The sequence below is a fragment of the Bacteroides luti genome (genome assembly GCF_900128905.1).
Taxonomy (GTDB): domain Bacteria; phylum Bacteroidota; class Bacteroidia; order Bacteroidales; family Bacteroidaceae; genus Bacteroides; species Bacteroides luti.
Genome location: NZ_FQTV01000028.1, coordinates 1 through 20,084 on the forward strand (window position 1 = coordinate 1; position 20,084 = coordinate 20,084).

At 35.7% G+C, this 20,084-nt stretch carries 17 protein-coding genes; 14 read left to right on the forward strand and 3 right to left on the reverse strand.

All coding sequences use genetic code 11. The features are described from left to right. Window positions 1–271 precede the first annotated feature (271 nt). Window positions 272–877: an OmpH/Skp family outer membrane protein gene (locus BUC21_RS15975; protein WP_073404290.1), complete on the reverse strand. Its 606-nt coding sequence runs from the start codon at window positions 875–877 to the stop codon at window positions 272–274. A 324-nt stretch (window positions 878–1,201) separates the two neighbouring features. Between BUC21_RS15975 and BUC21_RS15980 the strand changes: the two genes are divergently transcribed. From BUC21_RS15980 to BUC21_RS15995, 4 genes are all read left to right on the forward strand, one after another. Beyond that, window positions 1,202–2,662, forward strand: a complete 1,461-nt coding sequence (locus BUC21_RS15980) for an aminoacyl-histidine dipeptidase (RefSeq protein WP_073404292.1) — start codon at window positions 1,202–1,204, stop codon at window positions 2,660–2,662. 71 nt (window positions 2,663–2,733) lie between these two features. Next, window positions 2,734–4,158, forward strand: a complete 1,425-nt coding sequence (locus BUC21_RS15985; RefSeq protein WP_073404294.1) for a hypothetical protein — start codon at window positions 2,734–2,736, stop codon at window positions 4,156–4,158. 14 nt (window positions 4,159–4,172) lie between these two features. Next, window positions 4,173–5,213: an endonuclease/exonuclease/phosphatase family protein gene (locus BUC21_RS15990; RefSeq protein WP_073404295.1), complete on the forward strand. Its 1,041-nt coding sequence runs from the start codon at window positions 4,173–4,175 to the stop codon at window positions 5,211–5,213. A gap of 105 nt (window positions 5,214–5,318) precedes the next feature. Next, window positions 5,319–6,734: an alpha-amylase family glycosyl hydrolase gene (locus BUC21_RS15995; protein WP_073404297.1), complete on the forward strand. Its 1,416-nt coding sequence runs from the start codon at window positions 5,319–5,321 to the stop codon at window positions 6,732–6,734. A gap of 100 nt (window positions 6,735–6,834) precedes the next feature. Here the strand turns inward: BUC21_RS15995 and rlmH are convergent, their stop codons facing one another. After that, the gene (gene rlmH / locus BUC21_RS16000; protein ID WP_073404299.1) at window positions 6,835–7,308 is read right to left on the reverse strand and encodes a 23S rRNA (pseudouridine(1915)-N(3))-methyltransferase RlmH; all 474 of its coding nucleotides are present in this window, start codon (window positions 7,306–7,308) and stop codon (window positions 6,835–6,837) included. 126 nt (window positions 7,309–7,434) lie between these two features. Here rlmH and BUC21_RS16005 point away from each other — a divergent pair, with 126 nt between their 5' ends. The 9 genes from BUC21_RS16005 (at window position 7,435) to BUC21_RS16045 (ending at window position 17,146) form a co-directional block, all read left to right on the forward strand. After that, entirely contained in the window at window positions 7,435–7,827 is a 393-nt protein-coding gene (locus BUC21_RS16005; RefSeq protein ID WP_073404321.1) for a DUF4783 domain-containing protein, read from the forward strand. Beyond that, entirely contained in the window at window positions 7,820–8,659 is an 840-nt protein-coding gene (gene nadC, locus BUC21_RS16010) for a carboxylating nicotinate-nucleotide diphosphorylase (protein WP_073404301.1), read from the forward strand. Before BUC21_RS16005 ends, nadC begins: the two co-directional genes overlap by 8 nt. A gap of 407 nt (window positions 8,660–9,066) precedes the next feature. Continuing rightward, window positions 9,067–9,624 (forward strand): RNA polymerase sigma factor, encoded by a 558-nt coding sequence (locus BUC21_RS16015; RefSeq protein WP_073404303.1) that lies wholly within the window; start codon window positions 9,067–9,069, stop codon window positions 9,622–9,624. Next, window positions 9,611–10,696: an outer membrane beta-barrel protein gene (locus BUC21_RS16020; protein ID WP_073404305.1), complete on the forward strand. Its 1,086-nt coding sequence runs from the start codon at window positions 9,611–9,613 to the stop codon at window positions 10,694–10,696. Before BUC21_RS16015 ends, BUC21_RS16020 begins: the two co-directional genes overlap by 14 nt. Before the next feature lie 29 nt (window positions 10,697–10,725). Beyond that, window positions 10,726–11,271 carry a DUF4943 family protein gene (locus BUC21_RS16025; protein ID WP_073404307.1) on the forward strand — a complete coding sequence of 182 codons (546 nt, stop codon included), beginning with the start codon at window positions 10,726–10,728 and terminating at the stop codon, window positions 11,269–11,271. Then, window positions 11,272–12,252, forward strand: coding sequence for a hypothetical protein (locus BUC21_RS16030; RefSeq protein ID WP_073404309.1), 981 nt, complete (start codon window positions 11,272–11,274; stop codon window positions 12,250–12,252). Between the two features lie 145 nt (window positions 12,253–12,397). Beyond that, window positions 12,398–13,336, forward strand: coding sequence for an NAD(P)H-dependent flavin oxidoreductase (locus tag BUC21_RS16035; protein ID WP_073404311.1), 939 nt, complete (start codon window positions 12,398–12,400; stop codon window positions 13,334–13,336). Between the two features lie 680 nt (window positions 13,337–14,016). Then, window positions 14,017–15,729, forward strand: a complete 1,713-nt coding sequence (locus BUC21_RS16040) for a Kelch repeat-containing protein (protein ID WP_175550534.1) — start codon at window positions 14,017–14,019, stop codon at window positions 15,727–15,729. A gap of 10 nt (window positions 15,730–15,739) precedes the next feature. Further along, on the forward strand, window positions 15,740–17,146 hold the full coding sequence (locus tag BUC21_RS16045) for a fibronectin type III domain-containing protein (RefSeq protein WP_073404315.1): 1,407 nt from the start codon (window positions 15,740–15,742) through the stop codon (window positions 17,144–17,146). Window positions 17,147–17,247: 101 nt separating this feature from the next. On the opposite strand, the gene ald is transcribed toward BUC21_RS16045, so the two are convergent. Then, window positions 17,248–18,354, reverse strand: a complete 1,107-nt coding sequence (gene ald, locus BUC21_RS16050) for an alanine dehydrogenase (RefSeq protein ID WP_073404317.1) — start codon at window positions 18,352–18,354, stop codon at window positions 17,248–17,250. A gap of 275 nt (window positions 18,355–18,629) precedes the next feature. Here ald and BUC21_RS16055 point away from each other — a divergent pair, with 275 nt between their 5' ends. Further along, window positions 18,630–19,979: an ammonium transporter gene (locus BUC21_RS16055; RefSeq protein WP_073404319.1), complete on the forward strand. Its 1,350-nt coding sequence runs from the start codon at window positions 18,630–18,632 to the stop codon at window positions 19,977–19,979. Window positions 19,980–20,084 lie beyond the last annotated feature (105 nt).

Genomic DNA, 20,084 nt, shown 5'->3' on the forward strand with positions numbered 1-20,084 from the left:
GCTTGTTTCCTCTTCAACTACCTGATTACAAAGCTAATAAAAAGTATAATTAATATTAATAATACTCTTGTTATTTGGATTACAACATAGAAGATAAAAAATATCAGCAATTTATCTTCCACCCTTATTTCCCATCTGCCACTATTTATTCAATGAAGGCTGATGCTGTTTTGATTTATATTATAAAACACCAGACGTATATTCATAAAAAAAGAGATACTGCTTAATTGGTCTGAGCAGTATCTCTTTTAGTTTTATATTTAGAAGATTTCTATTTCTTCTTTTGAGAAGGAGCGTATCTTTCGTTAAGTCCTTCGATAATATCATTAGTGATATTGTAAGCCTTATCAGCATAAAGTAAATTGTCAAATCCAGTGTTACTGAAAATCATGCTGTATTTATGCTTCTTATTATAAATTTTCAAGAAAGAATTAATAGAATCACGTAATTGAAGACTGTTCTTTTGGTTCTCTGCTTGTAATTCGTTTGTAAGTCTGGATTGCAATTCCTGCAAATCCTGTTGCTTTTTTACTAAACGTGCATTTTCCTGTTCAGCTCTTTCACGGCTTACAAAAGCATTGTTTTGTACTTTACGTTGGAATTCTTTTCCTTCTGCATCAAGTTCGCGAGCTTTTTGATTAAGTGTAGCACGGATATTCTCTTCTTTCTTCATCATCATCTCATTCAGATCATTCCAGAAGGTGTATTTTGTGAGCAGTGTGTCGATTTCAACGTAAGCAATTTTAAGGCCGCTTGGTGCAACACCCATAGCTGTTACAGATTCATCAGCATCTGTTTTTTTTCCGCTACATTGTGCAAACATAACAACCACAAGCGCAGCTAGGATCCCTTTTGCAAGGTAGTTAATTCTCTTCATAATTTGTTTGATATAGTTTCTAAATAGTTATATTCTTTATTTTATTGTTTTCATAGCTGTTATAAATAGCTTTTATGAAGTTCAGCTATTTATAAAAATAATAGTTTTATGCATAATAATGCTGTTCATATAGTAACAATTAACAGTACTAAAGGAATAGTGTAAAGCATTTCTATTACTTTTGTGCTGCAAATATAGACTTTTGAAAGGATTATACGTTCTCTTTTCTAATAAAAAGTATGGGTGTACTATATGGAAAGTAATCAATTTAACCATATTTAGTAATTTAATAAAAAAATGCTAAGTATAAATAGATAAAAATATATGAGTATAATAGAATTAAAACCGGCACAGGTATTTCATTATTTCAATGAGATTTGTCAGGTGCCACGTCCTTCAAAAAAGGAAGAACAAATTATAGAGTATTTAAAAGAGTTTGGTGAAAAGCACCAACTAGAAACGAAAGTAGATGAAGCGGGTAATATTTTAATAAAGAAACCGGCTACTAAAGGGAAAGAGAATCTACAGACAGTAGTTCTTCAGTCTCATATTGATATGGTATGTGAAAAGAATAGTAATGTGGAACATGATTTCCTTACAGATCCTATTCAAACAGAAGTTGATGGAGAATGGTTAAAAGCTAAAGGTACAACTCTTGGTGCTGATAATGGAATTGGGGTAGCAACAGAATTGGCTGTTCTTGCTGCTAATGATATAGAACACGGACCTATTGAGTGCTTGTTTACAGTTGATGAGGAAACCGGACTTACCGGAGCCAATGCTTTGAAAAAAGGTTTTATGTCTGGTGATATACTTATTAACCTGGATTCAGAAGACGAAGGAGAATTATTCATTGGTTGTGCCGGTGGTGCAAATACTGTTGCTGAATATACTTATCAGTCAATAGATGCTCCACAGGATTATTTTTATTTTAAAGTTGAAGTAAAAGGATTAACAGGTGGTCACTCCGGTGATGATATTAATAAGAATAGAGCTAATGCCAACAAACAGCTGATTCGTTTCTTGTCTCTGGCTGCTGAAAAATACGATCTTTATCTTTGCGAAATAAAAGGAGGTAACCTTCACAATGCAATTCCTCGTGAAGCTTATGCAGTTTGTGCACTTCCTATGGCTCATAAAGAATCCATTCGTGTTGATCTGAATATCTTTGCTTCTGAAGTAGAAGCTGAGTTTGCTGTGACAGAACCTAATATGAAATGGGTACTTCAGTCTGAATCTCCGGTTGCTACAGCGATTGATCGTGATACAACTGCTAGTTTGATTAAATCACTTTATGCAGTATTCCATGGCGTATTTGCGATGAGTCAGGAAATTCCTGGATTTGTTGAAACATCATCCAATCTTGCTTCAATTAAAATGCCGGGAGATAACATTATCCGTGTAGAAACCAGTCAACGTAGTTCTACTCTTTCATCTCGCAAAGATGTATCTGCTGCAGTAAAAGCTGCATTCGAACTTGGTGGTGCCAAAGTTTCTGTGGGCGATGGTTACCCGGGATGGAAACCAAATCCGGCTTCTCCAATTTTGAAAGTAGCCGAAGAAGCTTATGTTCGTCTGTTTGGTGTAGAACCAAAAGTAAAAGCCATCCATGCCGGATTGGAATGCGGATTGTTCCTTGAGAAATATCCTTCATTAGATATGGTATCATTTGGACCAACTCTCCGTGGAGTTCACTCACCTGATGAGCGCATGCATATTCCTTCAGTTGATAAATTCTGGAAACATTTGCTGGAAGTATTGGTGAATATTCCTGCTAAGAAATAATATTTACGCACTTTCTGCGTTTGGTGTATAGGGGTAGCTAAAAAGTTACCCCTATATTTATCTGTAAACTCATGAAGAAAATTCTTTCAATCATACAGTTTTGCTTCCTGCTAACGGGGATATGTGCCGTTTTCTCATCGTGTAATGATGAGAATTTCTCTTCCAACCCTTCTCATCTACTTGCTTTTTCTCAGGATACTCTTTCATTTGACACTGTTTTTACTTCCATTGGCTCTGCTACAGCAAAAATTAAAGTGTATAATCCCAATAAAGAAGCATTGAAAATATCTTCTATTGTTTTGGCTAATGCAGCCAATTCGGGCTTTAAAGTTAATGTGGATGGAGAAAAAGGGACTCAATTCTCGGATATTGAGATTCAGGGAAAGGACAGCATGCATATTTTTGTGGAAGTTAAAATAAACCCGCTGGATAGAGATAACCCTGTGCTGATGAAAGATTCCCTGGTTTTTATTACCAATGGAGTTAAGCAAGATATTAAATTGCTGGCTTACGGTCAGGATGTACTTATCCTGCGAGGCAAGACTATTGAAAAAGATACTACATTTACTTCCCGAAGACCGATTCTTGTTTACGATAGTTTGCGGATTAATAGCGGTGTGAAGTTACAATGTGAAGCGGGAACCCGACTTTATTTCCATGATAAAACCTCTTTATTGGTGCATGGTACTATTGATGCTCAAGGTACGCTTGGAAATCCGGTACTGTTTCGTGGCGACAGATTAGATAACATGTTCACAAATCTTCCTTATAACAGAATACCCGGACAGTGGGGCGGTATTCGCCTTTATACTTCCAGTTATCAAAACCGTTTCGATTATGCCGATATTCATAGCGGACAGTACGGAATACGTTGTGATTCATCGTCTGTTGATAAGGAAAAGTTGAGGCTCACCAATACGATATTACATAATGTGGAAGGAGATGCCCTTAGTATGACTTCCTGTAAAGCTGTAGTTGCAAACTGTCAGATTACCAATGCCGGAGATAATTGCGTTAATCTTTTGGGTGGAGATTATACTTTTACTCATTGTACGCTGGCAAACTTTTTCTCCTGGAATATCCGTAATGGGGTAGCCTTGGCTTTTGCAAACAAACTTAATAGCGTTGGTTACCCTTTAAAAACATCATTCTATAATTGTTTGATTACCGGTTCTTCGTTTGATGAAATAAAAGGAAGTAAATCGGATAATACAAGCATTGCTTTCGATTACTACTTTTCTAATTCGCTTATTAATTCAGTAGAAGAGAAAAGTGAACGACTGGTCAATATAACCTGGGCAAAGGAGGTAAACTTCAAAAACATAGATAAAGAAAATTATAAATATGATTTCCGTCCGGATTCTTTGTGCAAAGCCAAAGATATAGCCAATCTGGAAATAGCTCGTAATTACCCGTATGATTTGAACGGGCGGAGTCGCTTGCAGGATGGAAAACCAGATGCCGGTTGCTATGAGTGGATGCCGGGAGATAAATAACTAATCAACCAGAAATGAATCGTCGCCATTTTGCTTATACAATAACTCTTTTTGTAGCCCTTTTGCTTTATTGCGCGCAGGCTTTCTCACAGAACGGCTTTCGCGTGATGTTTTATAATGTAGAAAACCTATTCGATTGCCGGCATGATAGCTTGAAGAATGATTATGAATTCCTTCCAAACTCCATGCGTGCCTGGCATTACGGAAGATACAAGCAGAAGCTTAACAATATAAGTAAGGTAGTAACAGCAGTAGGAGAGTGGAATCCTCCTGTTTTAGTCGGCCTCTGTGAAGTTGAAAATGATAGTGTGCTTACAGATCTTGTGAAATATTCCCCTTTAAAGGAATTTGGATATCGTTATATAATCACTCATTCCCCTGATGATCGCGGTATTGATGTAGCCTTACTTTATCAGCGTGGCAGTTTTCGTTTAATTGACCATGATTCTATCCGGATTGTTTTTCCCGATAATCCCATGAAGCATACACGAGATATTCTTCATGTAACGGGACAAATTATGAATGGTGATTCTCTGGATGTGTTTGTTTGCCATTTTCCTTCCCGAACGGGAGGAGAAAAGGAGAGCGAACCTAATAGAATTTTGGCTGCTGGTTTGCTAAAACACTATACAGACAGTCTTTTTACCGCACGCACTCACCCTAATATTATTATAATGGGCGATTTTAATGACTATCCCAATAATAAATCAATATCAGAAGTCCTGAATGCCAAGGCACCTTCTGCTTCGCCTGAAGATAAAAGGCTATACAATCTTATGGCAGAGCGGGCAAAAGACAAAACCTTTGGGACTTATAAATATCAAGGCGAATGGAATATTCTCGACCAATTCATTGTTTCGGGCTTTCTGTTGAATAACAAAAGCGGACTGTGTACATCAGCAAAAAGTGCTGGAATCAGTAATTTGCCTTTCCTGCTTGAGAAGGATGAAAAATATTCCGGTGTTAAGCCTTTGCGCACCTATTATGGAATGAAATACCAAGGAGGATATAGTGACCATCTACCTGTTTTTCTTGATTTTGCATTGCCCGATTAATGCGAACGTTTGCATAAATGTTTCTCTCCTTTTAAGGCTCATAATTAAGCCATTACGATGTTAATTGGTTACCTTTGAAAATAACCATTTAATAATCGTATAGCTATGAATAAATTACATCATCTTATCATGTTGTCTCTTGTTCTATCCCTTTTCTCTTGCACATCAAAGAATGCAAATACGTCAGACAATTTGCAAGCGGGTGTTTCTCATCCCGAATGGTCCCGAAACGCTGTTATCTATGAAGTAAATCTTCGTCAGTATACTAACGAAGGAACGATAAAAGCATTCCAGAATCACCTTCCTCAATTAAAGGAACTTGGCGTGGATATCCTTTGGTTTATGCCTATTAATCCTATCTCGGAACTAAATCGTAAAGGTAAGCTGGGCAGTTATTATGCTGTGAAGAATTATAAGGAGGTGAATCCCGAATTTGGAACAATTGCCGATTTTAAAGAGGTGGTGAAGAAAGCTCATGAACTTGGCTTTAAAGTAATTCTGGACTGGGTAGCCAATCATACAGGATGCGATAATGTGTGGTTGAAACAACATCCTGACTGGTATATGAAAGATAGTTTGGGAAAGGTTGTCAGCCCGTTCAATTGGACGGATACCTATAAGCTCGATTATTCAAAGAAAGAGATGCGTGCAGCTATGATAGATGCCATGAAATTCTGGATCAAAGAATGTGATATAGACGGATATCGTTGCGACGTTGCATTTGAAGTTCCAACTGATTTCTGGAATGATGCCCGTAAAGAGTTGGATTCTATAAAACCGGTATTTATGTTGGCTGAAGCTGAGAAACCGGAACTTAACGAAAAAGCTTTTGATATGAGTTACAACTGGCCTTTGAAAGATGTAATGAATAAGATTGCAAAAGGTCCGAAAGAAGCCGATAAAGCACAATATGTACATAAAAAAGAGAAAGCAGATTCATCGGCTAAAACCATGAATGCCGCTGAAGAATTAGATAAATTACTGGCTCATCAGGATAGTGTATTCCCTAAAGATGCTTATCTGATGAATCATATTACTAATCACGATTTAAATTCATGGGAAGGTACTGAGTTCGACCGTTTGGGTGATGGAGTAAGAACCTTTGCTATACTGACTTATACTTTGAAAGGAATGCCGCTTATTTATACCGGACAGGAAGTTGGAATGAATCGTGCATTTAAATTCTTCGAAAAAGATAAGGCTCCCGACTGGACTAAAAACGAAACGTTTGCTTTCTATAAGAAACTTAATGAGCTTAAACATTCTCAGCCGGCTTTGGCTGCAGGAATTAAAGGTGGTGAAATGGTGAGATATATAACAGAATCTCCCAATGCATACGTGTTTGCCCGTAAATTGCCATCTTCGGAAGTTCTTGTTTATCTCAATTTAAGTAAAGATCCGGTTAATCTGTCGTTTAAAAAAGAGACTCCAAAAGGTGAGTATACAAACTTCTTTACCGGAAAGAAAGAATCTCTTCCTACAACTCTGGCTTCGTGGGAATATAAAGTATATGTGAAATGATGTGTTTTTTGTGAATAATTAGTTGGTTTGGTTGATTTGTTTTTACTCCCGGCATATATATTTAGGTATTTGCCGGGAGTTTTGTATTGAATTCTATTATTTACTCGTGGTGGTACGGGCCGTTGTTTAGTATAGTCATGGCCCGGTAAAGCTGTTCTACAAAGATAAGACGCACCATCTGGTGAGAGAAAGTCATTTTCGACATAGAAATCTTTTCATGCGCAGCATCATATATCTTTTGAGAAAAACCGTAAGGTCCTCCAATAACAAAGACCAATCGCTTGTTCACATTATGCATCTTCTTTTCCAGCCAGTTGGCAAAATCCACTGAACGGAATTCCTTCCCGAATTCATCGAGCAGAACAATGACATCTCCGGGTTGAAAAGCTTTTAAAAGAAGTTCAGCTTCTTTCTCCTTTTGCTGATCCATGGTGAGGCTCTTCGTATTCTTTAATTCAGGAATAACTTCCATATCGAACGATATAAAATGCTTTGTACGTTCAATATAGTCATTAATAGCAGTGATATAATGTTTTTCTACAGTTCTTCCTACAACGATAAGTGTTATTTTCATTAGATAATTTCCTTTTTAGCCAGTTTTTGTGGGTGCAAAAATAGGCTTTTTCTTTTGAATTAGGGAAATTAAGTATTGTTTTCCGGAAATAATATCTACCTTTGTAACATATTAATGCTCATTGATATGAAAAAACTAATCCTTTTTATGTTATCGGCAGTTGTGTTCTGTACTGCTTTTGCTCAGTTACAAGATTCTGTTGGTTTGACATCTGCATTTAAAAAAGGCAGCGCGCAGGATTTACTCCCGTTTTTAGGTGATCAGGTGGTAGTAATTATCAAAGATAATCCTCAGAAATTTAAAAAAGTTGAGGCTCAAAAAGCCATGGCTGGTTTCTTTTCTGCAAATAAAGTTACCGGATTTATTGTAAATCATCAGGGAAACCGAGATGAATCAGGTTTTATTGTTGGTACATTGAGCACGGTAAACGGCTCATTCCGGGTAAATTGTTTTTTTAAGAAGAGCGATAATAACTCATCGTTAATTCATCAAATTAGAATAGTTAAAACAAATGAATGATTTAATTGACAGACTAATAGATTTAGCTTTTGCCGAAGATATAGGTGATGGCGATCATACAACTCTATCTTGTATTCCTGCTACTGCAATGGGAAAATCCAAACTTCTTATTAAAGAAGAAGGTGTACTTGCCGGAATAGAAGTAGCAAAGGAAATATTTCATCGCTTCGATCCTGAATTGAAAGTAGAAGTATTTATAAATGATGGCGCTGAAGTTAAACCTGGTGATGTAGCTATGATTGTATCCGGAAAAGTTCAGTCATTGTTGCAAACAGAACGTTTGATGTTGAATGTAATGCAACGCATGAGCGGTATTGCTACAACAACACGTAAGTATGTAAAGCGTCTCGAAGGAACAAAAACTCGTGTATTGGATACTCGTAAAACTACTCCGGGTATGCGTATGCTTGAAAAAGAGGCTGTAAAAATTGGTGGCGGTGTAAACCACCGTATCGGACTCTTTGATATGATTCTTTTAAAAGATAATCATGTGGACTTTGCCGGCGGCATTGATAAAGCTATTAACCGTGCTAAAGAATATTGCAAGGAAAAAGGTAAAGATCTGAAGATTGAAATTGAAGTACGTAACTTTGATGAAATTAATCAAGTGCTTGCTCTTGGTGGAGTAGATCGTATAATGCTTGATAACTTCAATATTGAGAATACCTGTAAAGCGGTTGAAATGATCGGCGGTAGATTTGAAATAGAATCTTCTGGTGGTATTACTTTCAATACTCTTCGCGATTATGCAGAATGTGGAGTGGACTTTATTTCTGTAGGTGCACTTACTCATTCAGTTAAAGGCTTGGATATGAGCTTTAAAGCTTGTTAATGATAAAATAAGGAATCCTTATATTTAATGGTAAACATCCCGTTTGGTAAACTAGCCAAACGGGATGTTTTTTGTTTTAGACCTACACCTATTATTGAAATAGTCTACACTTTATTTATAAAAGGTCTACTATTTATTCGAAAAAGCTGTAGACCTTTTAAGAAATATATACCTAATAAATTGTTTAGCTTATTAATTGTGTTTATCTGGGTAATTTAACCTATTCGTCTATTGAATCACATGTTTTCGTCCACCATATTAGGTTAATACAGAAACTTCTTTTACTTTTGTTTGTTATAGAAAAATAGTGTAGGAGAATTTTTTTTTATTTTCTCATGCAGCATTTATAAATTCACGGAGTTATACATATAGACAACGCAAATACGTCTATACAAAACTAGAGTAAGTTGAAAGAGGAATTAGAATTGGTTAAAGGCTGTCGGGCAGGTGATAATGCTGCCCGAAAGGAACTTTACACTCTTTATTCCAAGAGACTGCTTGCTGTGTGTTATCGCTATACAGGCGATATAGACGTTGCGCATGATATTCTCCACGATGGTTTTATTAAAATCTACAAATCGATTTCAAAATTTGATTATCGCGGGAATGGCTCTTTAGAGTTATGGATGAGCAGAGTGATGGCAAATCTTTCATTGGACTACTTGCAGCAAAAGAAAAAAATGCAGGAAGTATTTGTTCAGGAAGAAGAATTGCCGGATGTGATTGAACTACCCGAAAAAGAATTGTATGAAGGAATTTCGGATTCACAGCTAATGCTTTTTGTGACTGAGTTGCCCGCTGGCTATCGTACAGTGTTCAACTTATTCGTGTTCGAAGAAAAGTCTCACAAAGAAATTGCTGCTTTACTTCACATCAATGAACATTCATCCACTTCACAACTTCATAGAGCAAAAAGTATGTTAGCTAAGAAAATTAAAGAATTTATCCGCAATGAAGAAAGATGAAGATGAATTAACCGAACTGTTTCACTCGCGACTGAAGAAATACGAAATTCCGTTGCAAGAGGACATGTGGGAAGATCTGGAAAAAGAATTATCCAAACCTTCTCCAAGAAAGCTTTATTCTATATTGTTTATTGCTGCAGCAGCCATTTTTCTGATATTATTTGCATGCTCGGCTGCGGTTTGGATGTTCGCTCCTCATAAAGAAGCTTCTTCCTTATTAAGCAATGCTTCTGCACCTGTTATTGAAAAGCACAGCGCAATAGCAAAGGCGGATAAGGTAATAATCAGCAATCCTGTTACTGAAGAAGTTGTTGAACAGACTCCTGTACCGGAAGAAAAAGTAGTTATAGAGAAGACTGTTGAAACTATTCCGGCTGATACTGCTATTCAAAAAGAACAACCAAAGAAGCAATCACAGAATGTACTTATGTCTACCGAAGTGCAAGTGGCTGAAGCAATTGCTCAGGAAGATGATGATTACATAAAAGTTCATACAGAAAAAGAATGGAGCCTGGGTTTATCGGCTTCTATAGAACCTTGCAAATCTTTTACAAAGGTTGGAAGCAACTCAGAACCAATAAATATTTGCTATAAAGAACCCGTTTCATTGAGTCTGACTATCGGGAAAAGACTTTCTGATAAAATTTCAATAGAAAGCGGGATAAATTATACCTTATTACGCTCATCATTAAAGGATGAGGCCGGAGGAAATCTTACCGATCAGAAATTCCATTTCCTTGGAATACCACTTAGAGTTAGTTATACGCTGATTAACAAAAAAGATTTTGATCTTTATGCATCTGCCGGTGGAATGTTGGAAGAATGTATTTCTCCAAAATCAGAATATTATTCAGGAACAAGTCAAACAGATAAAGATGATTATAATATGGACAGAATGCAATGTTCGCTCACTGCTTCTGTTGGATTCCAGTATAATACATCCGAGCATCTGGCGCTCTTTGCAGAACCTGGTCTTGCATACTATTTTGACGATCATGCACTTGCATCTACAATAAGAAAGGAAAGACCTCTTAATTTCAATCTCCGTTGCGGAGTTAAATTAGTGTACTAGCAACATTAATCTCCTTAAAGAACTTTATTATGAAAAGAAATCTATGGCCATTGGTAATGGGCATTCTGTTTCTCGTGGCTTATTGTTTACTTTTTACAGGATGTAGCGGAGAGGATGTTGACTTTGATAATCCAAATCCAAAAACGTTTGTTAAGCAGATAAAGGCGGGAACGTATGATACGAAAAGTCCTTATGGATTCGTTGAGGTTCCGGTTTTTGCAAAAAAAGATATTCCCGAGCTTATTAAATATGTGAAAGATATGTCTACTATCGAATTTTTTCCTGCAAATGTAGTTTCTTCATACGGACCTTATGCTAATTATCGTCTCGGGGAATGTATTATGTGGACTATCGAATCCATCAGGGTTGGACGTTATGCATCTTTGGGATGCAAGCTCGTTCATAAAGACGTGAATGAACATTTGCAATATGCTTATCTTTCTGATAGTGAAATTAAAGAAGTTGCAGACTTATATATTAAATGGTGGTACAAGGTGATAAGCCAGCCTGAATATAATTTAATAGATCCTTTTTCAGAGAATCCATTAGAAGGTACTAATTATCGTTGGAATTAAATGACAAAAAGAATATATCTCGTTGTTTTGTTTTTTGTTACAGCTATTGTTGCTAGTAATGCGCAGCAGCGCAAAGAAACTAAAAAAACTGTCACTCAAAAAAGCGAAATGTCAGTAGAAAAAGAAATAATAATAAATCCGGAAGCTCTAAAATCTATCAATTTAGGTTCTCCACGTATGTCATCGTCTTCTTCTAATATGAAGTCGACGGATGTGAAGGATCTTACAAACGAAATTCTAGGTAAGAAAGAGAGTTTGGATGCCCCGCATGAAGGAAAACTGATGCTGGGATTTTCTTGTTTTGCTTCTGCTTACGAAAATCGTAGGAGTGGACAGAAACTGAAAGTAGACCCAATGGGATTTGGCGAATTTAAAATGCCTCCCAGAGGAGGAATGCAAATTAGTAAAGATGCCACAACTCCAAGATATCTGGCTGCAGATAAGATTAAGACAATGTTTGGTCCTTCTGCCGGAGTTGCATTATCTTTTAGTGCAGAAGATATTCTTGAATCCATATTCTGGAGAAAACCACCCGATTTATGGACTCATTATGCTGATAAGCCAAAACCTAACTTTAGTATTGAAACAGATATGCCCGATGACCTTATTAAAATTCGTCAGGCTAATGTTGCAATGATGGATTCGTTGATAAACACTTCTTCGAAGAAGTATAAAATTGTTTATCTGTTCTGTGATGAGTCTGATTATTCAACGGAAAATTTTCCCGAGGTGGTTAAGTATGTGGAAAGTCATAAAGATAAATTCGATTTGTTTCCGGTTTCCGGAAAGAAGCATGAAGATCTTTCCTGCATAGCAAAATATCTACATAAAGTAGCTTACTATAGTCCGGTATATGTGTTGAACGGGAATCATAAGGAAAGTTTGATTCTTATGCTCGATCAAAATCATAAGGCTATTTCTTTACTTGCTTGCGATACACGCGTATCTAAGAAATTTGATGAAATAAAGCTTTTGCCATAGAGTGGTGGTTATTTTAGAGTCGTTTTTAATCAGAGTGATGCACGCATGGCTTCTATATATATAGTAAGCCGTGTGTGCATTTTCTTTTCTTTCCTGGATTATTCATCAAAACTTTATAATATCTTTGAAGGTAAATAAATGATTTATGAATAGAATATGTGATCTTTTTGGAATAAAATACCCTATTATACAGGGAGGAATGGTGTGGTGCAGTGGATGGCGACTGGCTTCTGCTGTAAGTAATGCCGGTGGATTAGGATTGATAGGAGCAGGTTCCATGCATCCTGAAGTTCTTCGTGAACATATCAGAAAATGTAGCGAGGCGACTGATAAACCGTTTGGAGTAAATATCCCACTTATGTATCCCCAGATAGATGAAATTATGAAGATTGTTGTTGAAGAGAAGGTGAAGGTTGTATTTACTTCAGCAGGAAACCCCAAGGCCTGGACATCTTATCTGAAACAAAATGGTATTAAGGTAGCACATGTAGTCTCTAGTGCCAAGTTTGCAGAAAAATGCGAAGCGGCAGGTGTAGATGCAATTGTAGCCGAAGGTTTTGAAGCAGGCGGACATAATGGAAGAGAAGAGACAACGACTCTTTGTCTTATTCCATCAGTCAGGAAAGCAACTTCGCTGCCATTAATTTCTGCTGGTGGTATAGCTACTGGTGCAGCGATGCTCGCAGTTATGGCATTAGGAGCCGAAGGTGTTCAGATGGGAACATGTTTTGCTTTGACAAAAGAAAGTTCGGCGCACGATAATTTTAAAGAATTGTGTTTGTCTCTCAATGAAGGTGATACCAAACTTCTATTGAAGAAACTAGCTCCGGTGCGATTAGTTAAAGGAAAGTTCTTCTCCCAAGTAGAAGAAGCCGAAGCTCGTGGAGCATCAGTGGAAGAGATGCGAGAATTGTTAGGTAAAGGTCGTGCAAAAAAAGGAATCTTTGAAGGAAATCTCGATGAAGGCGAGTTGGAAATTGGTCAGGTTGCTTCACTTATTCATGAACTTAAACCTGTTGCTGAAGTAGTAAAAGAGGTGATTGATGAATTCAATGCCTGCAAACAGGTTGTATCTGCCTTCTAAACTTTATAATGGATAAGCACGATGTTTACACTTTAGTTTAAAGCGTATTGAATGTAAGTCTTGCAAACTTTATAATGGATAAGTGCTGAGAAAACCATGATGCACAATATTTGCTTGCTTTAAAGAATTATTGTTTTGTCCTGTATAAGACCGAACAAACACTTAAATGGCAGACTTTTCAGCTAATTGAGTTTGCCGCTATTGCCACATAAAGAATTATTAAGTTAACCCAATTTATAACGAACTAATGTTTTTGAATTTTGCGGAAAAATAGGTTCTCTTTTTTGTTATTATAGGGGGTGAAACTAATTTTTCCGCAGTTTATAATCAGTTATTTAAGTAAAAAAGTAAAACGTATTGTCAGAAAACGTCCTTATAAGTTTACCTCAAAAGTGAATTCTTGTAGTTAAAATGTGTTATATTGCTTATTATTAGTTCTATAGGTTGTAAAAATCGTTTTTTTTATAATATTGCCGGAAGATAACTCTATATATTTCTTCAATTATATTTCTCCCTTATTGAATCACTTCTCATAATTTTTCCATTTTATGCTATTCTTCATTTTTATTGATTTGAAAAGATAAACTGTAAAAAAAAGTTGCTTAGGTGTGATTTATGTGTAATTTTGCATATCCTTTATCTTGTGGAATAATTTATTTAAACGTATGCAATATAATACTATGAAACAAAACTCCTATATTCTATCTCTTGCTAATATTTTATCTTTTATATTGTATATGGTTCAGATTATATATGTTCATATAAAAAAAGTATGTTTATTGTCAATTGCAATATTTTCCCTTGTTGGTTGCACTATAAAGGAGTATAATGAAGAAAACTTTGTTGCGCCTGCAATAAATATATTATCTACCAATATAACTTCTGAGAATACTTGTGAGTTAGAGCTTAGAATCAATATAGGTGACGGTGCCTCTATTAAAGAGGCTCATATCAGTCTTTGGGATATGACAACAGAAAATGCAGAACCAGAAGAAATACCAATAGAGTTAAGCAAAGAAAAGGAACAAACGCATAAATTGACGATAAAAGTTTCTCAGAAAAAACATGATTACAAAGTAAAAGTAATATTAAGATCTGAAAAAAATGATTATAGCAGTTTACCACAAGTCATAAGGTTTAGTGATAAATTGGCGCAAGGAGTTGACTATATTGATCTCTATATAAGTGGTGCTGACTTTAGTCAGTATTATGTAGATGAGGCAAATAAAGTTGGAATGAATCTAGAGAAAGGAGACCGTTTTGCATTTTTGGTCTATTATTCAAAACTACCGTCTTCAGATACCAAAACTGAAATAAAATTAAATGGTACCATACCTATAAAGACAGAAATTAGTTATTCTGGTATGATGGAAGATGATCATGTACTTGGCTTTGGGTATTTACCTGATAATATTGTTCCGGGCATATATTCAGTTCATGTCTATTTAAATGATAAAGAGTATATTCTGGATTATAAGATAAATGTACTGCCAGGAATTAGTAAAAACGTATATCTGTCCAATATGCCATATTCCATTACGAGTCTTTCTTTGCCTGCAGCTAGTTATATTAAGGCAGATGAAATTTATTATATCCAATCGGAATTTAATCCTGTTAAAATATTAATATATAATCTTAAGAATAATACTTGGAGCGAAAAAAATGTAAATCCGTTATCAGCTCCATATCAGGTAAGTATTTTTGGTAAAGTAGATCATTATACTTTAATGTACATATCTGAGGATAATGCGATTCAAAAAATGGCTTTGTTTGACTTTGAAGAATCGAAGAATATATGGATAAAAGTTTCGGATTACCCAGGAAAAGCAACGAGAGGAGTTATTGCATTTAAAATAAATAATAAAATTTATATTGGCGGAGGAGCTCTTTATACTTATAATAAGCCTGGACTTTTTCAAACGCCCGAATACTTGAGAGATTTCTGGGAATATGATATTGCGAATGATAAATGGACAAAAATAAATGATTTACCATATAATACACGTTTTGACGGGTTTATTAGCTCTTGTTGTATGAGTTCGGATAAAGGTTATATTTTTAATCGTTTCCTTGAATTATGGGAATATTCTCCTTTAGATGATAGTTGGAAAAAATTAAATTCACTTAGAGGAGGGCCAACTCAACGTTCTCATAGTAAATTATTATATAATCAAGATAAATTATATCTAGTAGGAGGAGAAGCATCTAATAATTTAAGAGATGTTTGGGAGTATGACTTGAAAACACAATGTTGGCGACTGATAGATCTCTTTGATGCATATTTTAAAGATGCAGATGTACAAGCATTTATATATAAAAATAAAATAAGAATAGGCTATTCTGCTATTCTGAATGAAAATAAACCTCTATTTGTTGAGGTTGAATTACCGTAATTCTACAAATATGAAAAAAATATTTATATACATATTTCTATGCTTACTTCTGGCTCAATGTTCCAAAGAAGAAATTGTGGTAGAACCAGAGATTGCAAAACAGGCTGAATCTGTTATGACAGGTGATTTTTCCGTAGAAATATCTTCCACTGATAAAGATATTTATTTAAAATGGTATCCTGTAAAGAATGCTAAAAGCTATGAAATAATTGTGAATGATACAATGACAGTGTATGATAAAATAGATAAAAATGAATACCTGGATTATTATGACTATCGATTAAAAAATCTAAAACCTAACACAGACTATAAGGTAACTGTTAGAGCTATCAGTGAGGATTTAAATGTAAAACTTGTATCTGGTAAAACAAGAACCATGAAAAGTTTCATTGATCAAGTTATCAATATTGAATTAGATAAGTATGATTACAGATTAGGGGAGTTCATGTTTTTTGGAAAAACGAAAGATGGAGGCTATATGGCCATTGGCTATTATGAGATTTTAGGAGATTACTACAAAGTTGCTCTAAAAATGAATTCAGCTTACAATATCGAATGGACTTGTAGTATTCCTGAGCCTGACAGCAAAGAGCAGCCCAATTTAAATATGTTTGAAATAAGTAATGGTGATTACATTCTTACAACTGAAAAGACTGTTATCAGAATAAGTAAAAACGGAACTTTACTTTGGAAAAAAAGTATAAACGATCAGGAGCTTGAGTTCTCAACAACAAGTGTACTTCTTCCAGATGAAAATATTATTCTTGGAGGATATGCTTGGAAGGAACTAGATAATGAAGGTCGTGGGTCAGATTGTTTTTATTTAGTTAAAGTCTCTCCTGATGGAAATATAATTTGGAAAAAATATGTAGACATTCCCAATAAATTAGGAGTTGCAAAATCCTTGGTGGATATTATTTATAATGAGACAACTAGAACGTTGTTGTGTTGTGGCTGGTCTACTGATAATGATTGTTCACTTATTCAATTGGATGCTGAAGGGAATCTTTTAAATAAATTAAAATATGAATATCCAAAAGATCAAGTTAATACATTTATAAAGATTCTGCCTTCTTCTGATGGTAATTATTATCTTATAGGAAATGCGTATGTTGTAAAAATAGATAATAAAGGATCTGTTATTTGGGAACAAAAAGGTCGTGATAATGGAGAGTGGCTTTACGCCTCTGCTATTTTATGCAATATGATTAATGATAATTCATTATTAGTTGTATCTTATGTAGATCTATCATATGAAGCTAAAGTAGTAGATGTCAATGGAAATATTATAAAAAAAGTTTCTTTCAATTTTCCACGGGGAATGTATACTGGACAAGATCCAATAGGACGATATGTATACGTAACAAGATCTGGATCAATAATATTTATAAACTCTGATGGATATATATCACAATAATAGTATATTGCTTTTTTATATCTTATTTAGATGAGATTAGTCTATTTCGTTTGAGTAAATAATAATAGATAGAGCTGATAAGCAGCTCTATCTATCGTATATTATAATTCAATAGGTTCGTACTTTAAACCAAAGGTTTCGGCTACAGCCGGATAAGTAACTTTACCTTTTACAATATTCAATCCTTTAGCCAGACTCTTATCTTCTTTGCAAGCTTGTTCCCATCCTTTATTTGCTAAAGCTACTACATAAGGAAAAGTTGCATTTGTAAGAGCAAGTGTTGAAGTATAAGGAACTGCACCCGGAATGTTGGCTACGCAATAGTGAGCTATACCGTCAACAACATATTGAGGATCTGTATGTGTAGTTGGGTGAGAAGTTTCAAAACATCCGCCCTGGTCAATAGCAACATCTACCATTAAACTGCCTTTTCTGAGATATTTCAGCATTTCACGGGTTATTAAATGAGGAGCTTTTGCTCCGGGAATCAATACTGCGCCAATAACCAGATCGGTGGTTGGAAGTTCCTCTTCAATATTATGAGGAGAAGAATATAGTGTTTTCACATTGTGAGGCATAATTTCACTCAGATAGCGCAAACGTGGAAGTGATATATCGGCAATAACTACGTCGGCTCCCATGCCGGCAGCAAGGAATGCAGCATTACTACCCACAACTCCACCTCCAAGAACCAATACCTTTGCCGGCTTTACTCCCGGAACACCGCTTATCAGTAAGCCTTTGCCACCTTGCGGTCTTTCAAGAAATCTCGCACCTTCCTGTATTGCCATTCTACCAGCTACTTCAGACATAGGGATTAGTAAAGGTAAAGATCTGTCTTCCTTTTCTACTGTTTCGTATGCAATACAGACAGCTTTACTGTCAATCATTGCATAAGTAAGTTCTTTTTCCGATGCAAAATGAAAATAAGTAAATACTACTTGATTGGGTTTGATTAATTTATATTCAGGTTCAATAGGCTCTTTTACTTTAACAATCATCTCTGCTATTTCATAAACTTTTTCTATAGTGGATAGAATGTTTGCTCCAGCTGCTATATAAGCTTCGTCATCAAAGCCGCTATTAATTCCTGCATTGTGTTGTACGTATACGGGGTGGCCTCTTTTTATTAGTTCTTTTGCGCCACCTGGGGTGAGTGAGACCCTATTCTCATTGTTTTTGATCTCTTTTGGAATTCCGATTATCATAATGATAGATTTTTGGGTTAAACATGACGAAAGATACGTTATTTTTTGATAAAGTGTTATTGTTTTCCCTTTTTTATTCAAATTTTATTTTTGATATTTTGTTGGCTGTATATCAAAAAGATTGCATGTATTTGTTTGTACTTGCAAAATGTTTAGTAACTTTGCGCCCGAAAAATAAAATGGGTTAGTTTTGTATTTAATTGTTTCTAAATGTAATTTTGATAGCAGAAATGATTAATTCTTTAGTTGATTGCTTAATAGCTAAATAGGAAGAAATGAAAAAAAGATGGATTATTATGATGACGATTCTGGTCATCTTTTGTGTTATTGGAGTTTTTACTCCTGAAACTGCTGGAATATGGGAGCCCGACGCGAAAGTAAACTACACGGACGTAACATGGATTCTTACTGCAACAATTTTTGTATTAATGATGACTCCCGGATTATCGTTCTTTTATGGCGGTATGGTACGTCAGAAAAATGTGATTTCCACAATTCTTCAAAGCTTTATTGCAATGGGGGTAATCAGCGTTCTTTGGGTTGTATTTGGATTTAGTTTGGCTTTTGGAAACGATATAGGAGGTTTTGTAGGTAACCCTGCTACTTTTTTCATGTTTAATGGAGTAGGTGCAAAGACTAATGCACTTTTAAGCCCTACAATACCTTTGGCATTATATGCTTTGTTTCAAATGAAGTTTGCTATAATTACTCCTTCATTGATTACCGGTTCATTTGCGGAACGTGTTCGTTTCTCGGCATATATGGTATTCATGATTTTATTCTGCATCTTTGTTTATTGTCCTTTGGCTCACTGGACATGGCATCCTGATGGTTTCTTGCGCCAACTAGGTGTTGTCGATTTTGCAGGTGGCATTGTGGTTCATGCCTCTTCGGGTGTTGCCGCATTTACAGGAGCAATATTTTTAGGAAGACGCTGCGACAGGGGAGGAGACAGAACTCCTGCAAATATTGCACTTGTTATTCTGGGCGCATCAATGCTTTGGTTAGGTTGGTTTGGTTTCAATGCCGGATCTTCACTTGCTGCTAATGGAGTGGCTGTGAAAGCATTCTTAAATACAAATACCGCTTCGGCAACAGCAATGCTTGCCTGGGTGTTCTTTGATAGCCTTCGTGGACGTAAACCTTCAGCTATGGGAGCTGCTATCGGAGCTGTGGTTGGTATGGTTGCAATCACCCCTTCTGCCGGTTATGTAACTGTAGGCCAAAGTATGTTTATTGCTTTAATTACAACAATTGTTTGTAATGTGGCTGTTCACTGGAAAAATTACAATTCAGTAGATGATGCATTAGATGTATTTCCTACTCATGGTGTAGGAGGTATAACAGGTACTATTCTTACTGGTGTTTTTGTTAACGGCTTAGTTGCCGGGAACATTCATGTTTTTCTGATACATCTTTTGGCTGTAGTTATTGTATGTGTTTACACATTTGTGGTAACTTACGCTCTTTACTGGATTACAGATAGAATGATACCAATGCGAGTATCTGTTAAAAGCGAACACATTGGACTTGACATCAGTCAGCATGATGAATCGTATGGAATTCGTTTTGGTGAAAGAGAATTGGCAGAATACTTAGACGTGGAAAAAACTGAAGAGAAATAAGTTTCTTGTTACCCGTTGGCGGAATTAATTCACTAAAAAATGTTAGAAAATAAGTTGTGCATATTATTGATTTTTAGTATTTTAATGGTGACCAAACTATTAATA